The organism is Methyloceanibacter sp., from assembly GCF_058506495.1.
The window spans coordinates 1-7,015 of record NZ_JBZMXT010000097.1 but is presented as its reverse complement, the minus strand read 5'-3'; the positions used below and the strand labels follow the sequence as shown (position 1 = coordinate 7,015).

General features: G+C 58.3%; 7 protein-coding genes. 6 read left to right on the top strand and 1 reads right to left on the bottom strand.

What is annotated here, in order from left to right; genetic code table 11:
• The 5 genes from AC33YF_RS12140 to AC33YF_RS12120 form a co-directional block, all read left to right on the top strand.
• The coding region (locus tag AC33YF_RS12140; RefSeq protein WP_491777471.1) for a class I adenylate-forming enzyme family protein at nt 1–1,342 on the top strand (1,342 nt) is incomplete at its 5' end.
• Nucleotides 1,343–1,651: 309 nt separating this feature from the next.
• A complete protein-coding gene (locus AC33YF_RS12135; protein ID WP_491777470.1) occupies nt 1,652–3,640 on the top strand; it encodes an acyl CoA:acetate/3-ketoacid CoA transferase in 1,989 nt (662 codons plus the stop codon).
• 129 nt (nt 3,641–3,769) lie between these two features.
• Nucleotides 3,770–4,498, top strand: coding sequence for an alpha/beta fold hydrolase (locus tag AC33YF_RS12130; protein ID WP_491777469.1), 729 nt, complete (start codon nt 3,770–3,772; stop codon nt 4,496–4,498).
• A gap of 86 nt (nt 4,499–4,584) precedes the next feature.
• Nucleotides 4,585–5,550 (top strand): D-alanyl-D-alanine carboxypeptidase family protein, encoded by a 966-nt coding sequence (locus tag AC33YF_RS12125; protein WP_491777468.1) that lies wholly within the window; start codon nt 4,585–4,587, stop codon nt 5,548–5,550.
• A 144-nt stretch (nt 5,551–5,694) separates the two neighbouring features.
• Nucleotides 5,695–6,321 (top strand): hypothetical protein, encoded by a 627-nt coding sequence (locus tag AC33YF_RS12120; protein ID WP_491777467.1) that lies wholly within the window; start codon nt 5,695–5,697, stop codon nt 6,319–6,321.
• 53 nt (nt 6,322–6,374) lie between these two features.
• Here the strand turns inward: AC33YF_RS12120 and AC33YF_RS12115 are convergent, their stop codons facing one another.
• Nucleotides 6,375–6,635 (bottom strand): hypothetical protein, encoded by a 261-nt coding sequence (locus tag AC33YF_RS12115; RefSeq protein WP_491777466.1) that lies wholly within the window; start codon nt 6,633–6,635, stop codon nt 6,375–6,377.
• A gap of 153 nt (nt 6,636–6,788) precedes the next feature.
• On the opposite strand from AC33YF_RS12115, the gene AC33YF_RS12110 reads away from it, so the two are divergent.
• On the top strand, nt 6,789–7,015 hold a 227-nt coding region (locus AC33YF_RS12110), incomplete at its 3' end, for a metallophosphoesterase (RefSeq protein ID WP_491777465.1).

Below are 7,015 nucleotides of genomic sequence, written 5' to 3'. Positions count from 1 at the left end.
GCCGAACCGCGTAGAACTAGTCATCCACTATCTCGCTTGCATGAAGGCTGGCTTAGTGGCCACGCCACTTAATTACCGCTACCTGGCCCCTCAGATCGATCACGCCCTCGAACTATCCGGCTCGAAGTTGCTCGTTGCCCATGCCGAGCGGGAGGCTGACCTCAACGCAAGCAAGTGTGCCAAGGGCCTGCCCTTGGGCATCATTCGGTACGGTGAAGCCGACAAGTCGGGTCTTGAACGGATGATTTCCGAACCGTCGCCGGTGCGTCCACAACGAGCCATTGCCTTGTCCGACCCAGCCGTAATCTTCTTTACCTCCGGAAGCACAGGAAAGCCGAAAGGCGTCACGCACAGCTATGAAACGCTGGGCTGGATGTTGGCTGGAACAGCGGGTGCCCTGGAGATGACGGCAGACGATGTGATCCTTCCGGGGTCCTCGATTTCTCATCTGGGGTCTTTTCTGTGGACGCTGGCCGGCCTGGCGATCGGCGCGCGGGTCGTTATCGCACGTACGTTTGACGGCAACGAGATCCTGCCGCTTCTTGTTGAGCATAGGCCGACGGTCCTTTGCATGCTCCCCGCGGCGTTGATGTGCCTAGTGCGCGAACATGGCGCGACCCAGGACGTCTTCTCATCTTTGCGGTTATGCCGCGGCGGCGGCGACAAGGTGCCGGCTGAGTTGGAGGCTGAGTTCACAGCGCTTACCGGCTTCCCGATCGATGAGGGCTACGGCATGACGGAGATTGGCCTCGCAACCCTCAATCCTCCCTCCGGCGAGATCAGAATCGGCTCGGTGGGTCGTCCGGTCCCTGGTTTTGCCATGTCCATCCGAGACGACGATGGAAATCCACTTGAACTCGGGCAAGATGGGCGGCTGTGGGTTCGCTCGCCAACCGCAACAGTCGGCTATTGGGAAAACCCTGAGGCGACCGCGGACCTCTTCTCCGACGGCTGGCTTGATACAGGCGACGTGATGCGCGCGGATGAGGATGGCTATCTGTGGTTTCGCGGCCGGAAGAAGCAGATCATCGTCCACGACGGATCGAACATTTGCCCTCAGGAAGTCGAGGAAGCCTTGCTTGAACATGAAGACGTGCACGCAGCAGGTGTCGTGGGTGTGTACGACCCTATCCATGGCGAAAACGTCCGCGCCTATGTGGCGTTGCGCGAGGGGTGTAAGCGTCTGATCGCGCAAGAGCTGATTAAGTTCGCACGAGAACGGGTTGGCTATAAGGCGCCCGAGGAGATTGAGTTCCTGGCAGAGATACCGCTCAACCCGACCGGCAAAGTCGATCGCGGCCGGCTCAAGGCGATGGCCGCAGCGCGACATGAGCCTGACTAGAAGCCATCGTGTCCTGTACAGCACGAGGACCCGCGATATCAGAAATCGCAGGGCCAGCGTATCTTAGTCTGTACACTGTCGGAGTTCATCTTGCGCCTGTCCCGGCGTTTCCTCTGCCACCTTTTATGCTCACTCACGGCTCCAATCTGCGGGCGCAGCCCGAACGAGATAGTCTGGAAGTCAGCAAGCCTTTGGTCTAATGCTTGAAGGAAGAGGCCGCGAGGAACCAGGCGTTGCTCGAAAGCGTCCGAAAAGCTGCATCCTTTTCGCAAGTGCGAACAGAGAAAGCCCGAGAGGAAGCGTACCAAAATGAAAGACAAAACCATCAAGGCTGATGAAGCCATCGCGTTGATCCGCGACAACGACGTCGTGACGACTACGGGTTTTGTCCAGAGCTGTATTCCCGAGGCACTCCATGCGGCACTAGAGAAACGGTTTGTCGACACCGGCGCTCCACGCGACCTGACACTGATCATGTGCGCCGGCGCCGGCGACAGCAAGGGGCTGGGGACTGGCCGCTTACACCATCCGGGTCTTCTAAAACGCGTAATCGCCGCCAATTTTGGGCGCATGCCCAAGGTCGCCGAGGCAGCCCAAGAAAACAAAATTTGCGGTTACAACCTTCCGCAGGGCGTGATCTCGCAGCTCTACCGGGCCTGCGCCGCGGGCCAGCCAGGGCTCTTCTCAAAGGTCGGGCTTCATACCTATGTCGATCCGCGGCTCGATGGCGGGAAGGTCAACGACGTAACGCAGGAAGACATCGTCAAGCTTGTCGAGGTCGAGGGAGAGGAGTGGCTCTTCTATAAGGCCACAAAGATTGACGTCGCATTCATTCGTGCGACGAGTGCCGATCCTTCAGGCAATCTGAGTATGGAGAAGGAAGCGCTGACCCTAGACAGCCTGGCTCAAGCCATGGCCGCCTACAACAACGACGGTCTCGTCATCGCGCAGGTTGAGCGGATCGTCGAACAGGGTTCTCTAAAGCCAAAAGACGTGAAGGTGCCAGGGATCCTGGTTGACTGTGTCGTCGTTGCCGATCCACCGGAAATGCACCGCATGAACTACGGCAAGATGTACGATCCAGCCCTATCCGGGGAGATCCGTATACCGGTTGAAGGCATGCCCAAGATGCCGCTCGATGCACGCAAGATCATTGCGCGCCGAGCAGCCTTTGAGTTACCGCCGAACGGTGCGGTCAACCTTGGCGTCGGCGTTCCCGATGGTGTCGCTGCCATCGCCAATGAGGAGAAGGTTACGCCGTATATTACCCTTACGACTGAAGCCGGCGCTGTTGGCGGCGTGCTCGCAGGTGGGTCGAGTTTCGGGTCGTCAGCCAACGCGCACGCCGTGATCGATCAAAACACGATGTTCGATTTTTACGATGGTGGAGGGCTAGACCTGACATGCCTCGGCATGGCCGAGTGCGACGAGCAAGGCAACGTTAACACCAGCCGTTTCGGCGGGCGCCTAAACGGGTGCGGCGGTTTTATCAATATCTCGCAAAATTCTCGTGCGGTTGTGTTTGCCGGCACGTTGACCGCTGGAGGACTGAAGGTCGCAATCGAGGAGGGCAATCTCAAAATTGTCCAGGAGGGCCGCGCAAAGAAGTTTGTAAAGCAAGTGGAGCAGATCACCTTCAGCGGAGCCTTCGCGCAAGAACGCCACCAGCCGGTGCTCTATGTCACCGAACGGTGCGTCTTCCAGCTTACCCCGGGTGGTCTTGAGCTGATCGAAGTCGCGCGAGGTATCGATATTGAGGAAGACATCCTCCCCAATATGGATTTCAAGCCGATCATCGATAATCCAATCCCCATGGACAGGCGTCTCTTCATCGACGAGCCGATGGAGCTCTTATCCGACCTCATGAATCTGAAGCTATGGGAACGTGTCAGCTACGATGAGGATAGAAATCTCCTGTTCCTGAACCTCGAAGGCTGGAACGTCCGCAAGAAGAGCGATATCGACGATTTGACCAAGGTCTTGGTCGATGCCTGCAAGAAAGCCGGCCGGAGAGTCAATGCCGTGGTGAACCACGACGGCTGCCGCATTGCTGAAGACCTCTATGACGACTACGCCGCTATGATCGCTTACATGCTGGAGCACTACTACGCTTCGACCACCCGCTATACGACCAGCACGTTTATGCGGCTTAAGATGCAGGAAGCACTCAGCAAACGCGGGCTGGCGCCGCATGTGTTCGAACGCGCGGCCGAGGCCCACCGGGCAATTGGGCTGGAAGAGGATGAAAGCGCCTCGAAAGCTAAACCCCGACCTGCCGAAGCGCATATGGGCAAGTAGGTTCGCCAGCCAGCCGGCACGGCTGATCATGCACGTTGCCGGGGCGTCCAAGCGCTACCGCCGCAACGCCTTACCGGCTCCTGCGTTGTCAACAATAGAAGCCAGGCCCCCCCAACTGAGGCGACACCGATGAACGCCGGAACCACACAACGCTGCTTTGTTCTGGTACCCGGCCTGTGGCATGGCGGCTGGAGTTGGGATCGGGTCGCTCCGCTTCTGAGAGAGCGCGGACATACCGTCATCGCCATCACGCAGACAGGCGTTGGAGAACGTTCGCATCTGCTATCGAAGGACATCCAGGTTTCCACCTTTGTCGACGATGTGGTGAACACGCTTTTCTGGCGTAATCTACATGACGTGGTCCTTGTCGGTCACAGCTTTGGCGGGATCACCGTAACAGGGGCTGCTGACCGCGTGCCCGAGCGGATTGGCAAGCTGATCTATCTTGACGCAGCCGTCGTCGAGAGCGGTGAAACTTGGCTCGGCTTGCTGCCCGACGACATAGCCGCTGCTCGGAAAAAGACCGCAAATGAGAGCTCAAACGGCGTTAGCCTGCCTGTGCCTCCATTATCGTCCATCGATATCACGGAGCCGACTGATGTCGACTTCTTACAAGCGCGGCTCACGCCGCATCCCTTCTCGACTTTCACGACACCGCTGACCCTCACGCACCCGGTCGGTAATGGTCTGCCGGTTGAGTACATCACCTGCGTTGGACCGGTCTATCAGCCTGCAATCCAGGCGCACGACCGCGCACGCGCGAAGGGTTGGCGGATCTCGGAACTACATACGAGCCACGAGGCTATGGTCACACTTCCGAGCGAGACGGCCGCGCTTCTCGATTCTTTAAGCCGGTAGATGCAGCCGCCGCGGCCTTGGAACAAACTTCGAGCGACCACTAAAATGGCTTACAGTCGTCGCGGCGAATAGGATAGCGTCAGATCATGTGGAACAAGTTGTATCGAGATCTTGGACTGAGCCTCGTAGCCGCCTTGGTAGCGATAACGATCACGATGATTGGACCACTTCGGGCAGCACAATCGAGCATGATGAATAAGGGCATCAACCCTCCGACCGTAAGCGCTAGATCGGTTTTTGTGATGAACGCGACCACCGGCGACGTGCTCTATGAAAAGAACCCGGACGAGGTCTTCAGAACTCTCAGCCTGACTAAGCTTGTAACAGCCTACATCCTTGTGGATCGCATGGGAGATCGGCTGTTCGAAACAATAGAGATCAGTGCGCCTCATCTGACCGGAGGCTCGTCTGCGAGTCTCAAGCGGCGCGACGTTTGGACACTTCAGGACTTGCTCTACGGCATGGTCTTGGTCTCCGGCAACGACGCCTCGCTCGCCATCGCCGATGCTGTAGGGCAGGATCTGTTGGCAGACGAGGGCAAAACCGGCGACACCGCAAAGGCGACGAGGCGTTTCGTCACTGAAATGGAGATTGCCGCCCACGACCTCGGCGCACGCAATGCAAGCTTCGCGGACCCCTATGGCTTATCCGCTAAGAACGCGGCGACCGCGCGGGACATGGGGCTGATCGCGGCAAGAATCTTTACAGACCCGCGCCTCCTGCCCGCCTGGGCCTGCACCGAGCGCACCCTCAATATCCAGGGCAAGCGGCCGCGCGCGGTTGCCCTAAAGACAAGCCTCGAGATCCTTGGCGACGAGCCCGTGATCGGCGCTAAGACCGGATCATACGTTTCGAAGGGGATTTTCAATCTCGTCACAGCTTGGCGCGCACCCAATGGACAAACAATCGTGGGCGTGGTCCTGGGCGCTAAGAGTGACGCGGCACGCTACGCGGAGATGCGTGGGTTCATCGAAGCAGCGCCAAAGGACTTTGAACAACTTCGGGGCCCAGCAGTTGCAGCTGAACCACCACCAACTTCTGGATGCAATTAGCTCACCCCAGGCGAGGTCACTTAGGCCGCACCTGAGCAATTGATTGCCAAAACCTAGAACGCCTCATCATAGCCGCAAAGGTGGTGTGCTGGATCGGGGGTGTGGCCTGTGGCATAGTGCACGTCAGCGTAGGGAGTATCATTAATGGCCGAGCACAAGGTTCTCGGAATTCTTCTGGCGATTGGTCTGGTCCTTGTTGCAGGTGTATTCTTCCTGATCGACACCGAGGACACCACAACTAGGGATGCGTCGGGCACGACGGTCGACGTGACCCCACCCGCAGAGAATATTGGTCTGGCGAAGGAAGAAGCGCAGCCGACGATGGGAACGCCGTTGCCACCCGGTTCGCCTTTGGCTGGGAAGGTCCTCATTTCCCAACAGCCTGTGCAGGTCCTGTCCTCACCGAATCCGTCCGCCTCGTCGCTCTATAGCCTTCCCACGGGACGGCCTTTTCGAGCCGTTGCCAAAGAAGGCAACTATCTCCGTATTCAGGATTTGAACAGTGGTGCCGGCGGCTGGATTGAGCAAGCCGCACTGGCGCCCGCCCCCGCCCAAAAGCGAGCTGAAGAGCCGACGCGCGCGGCCCCGTCGGGTTCATCGGCGAGCCCAACCAGACGCTCAACGGCTAGCCCAACCAGTCGCACAACAGCGTCGTCGCCACCAAGGCAGCGATCCTCTGTCACCTCGTCTCCGACCAGGCAGCAGCCCAAGCGTCGCTCGGGCGGGCTGTTCCAAGGGAATGGTCCTTTCAGAGGTCTCTTCGGCAATTAGACACGAGTGCAAAACCCCAGATCATCTCCACGGCTACGGACTCGCCTGCCACACTACGGAGATCGGTGCTGGCCAACTGGAACGCCGATCGTCAGATCTGCGCTGGTGGAAGTGACGGTCGAGACTTCGGGTGGCGGAGCTTCGGCAAGCCGGTTGTCTAGCTGCGTGCCGAGCCAGACGAGTGCGATTGCGCCCATCAATCCTAACAACTCTATGAGCTGATAGCGTCGCGCGAGAGTCCGGATGCAGACTCGTCGCTGCCTCTGCAAGAATCGTTTGCGCCCGTAGAAGGGTGTCATCAAGCTTTGCATCATCGTATGCTGATCTTCGAGTTCGTTGCAGGCCTTCACGTCACCGGGTTTTTCTAACCGGGGCCTCCCAAGGAACTGTTTACGACAACGCCGCTTTTCCCGTTCTCACGGAGAATTTGCAGTTAGGGTAAGCAAATTATTAACGACAGGAATGCTATGCGCCTGCTTCTGGTCTCGGACCTGCATTATTCACTCCAGTCGTTCGACTGGGTCGTAGAGGTAGCAGACGACTTCGATATTGTGGTCATGGCCGGCGACCACCTCGAACTAGCCTCGCTTGTCGATGGCCGGACGCAAGCCACAGTCATCAGGAAGTACTTCGATCTCATCCGAGCCAAGACAGAACTTCTGATCTGCTCAGGCAATCACGATCTCGATTCGAA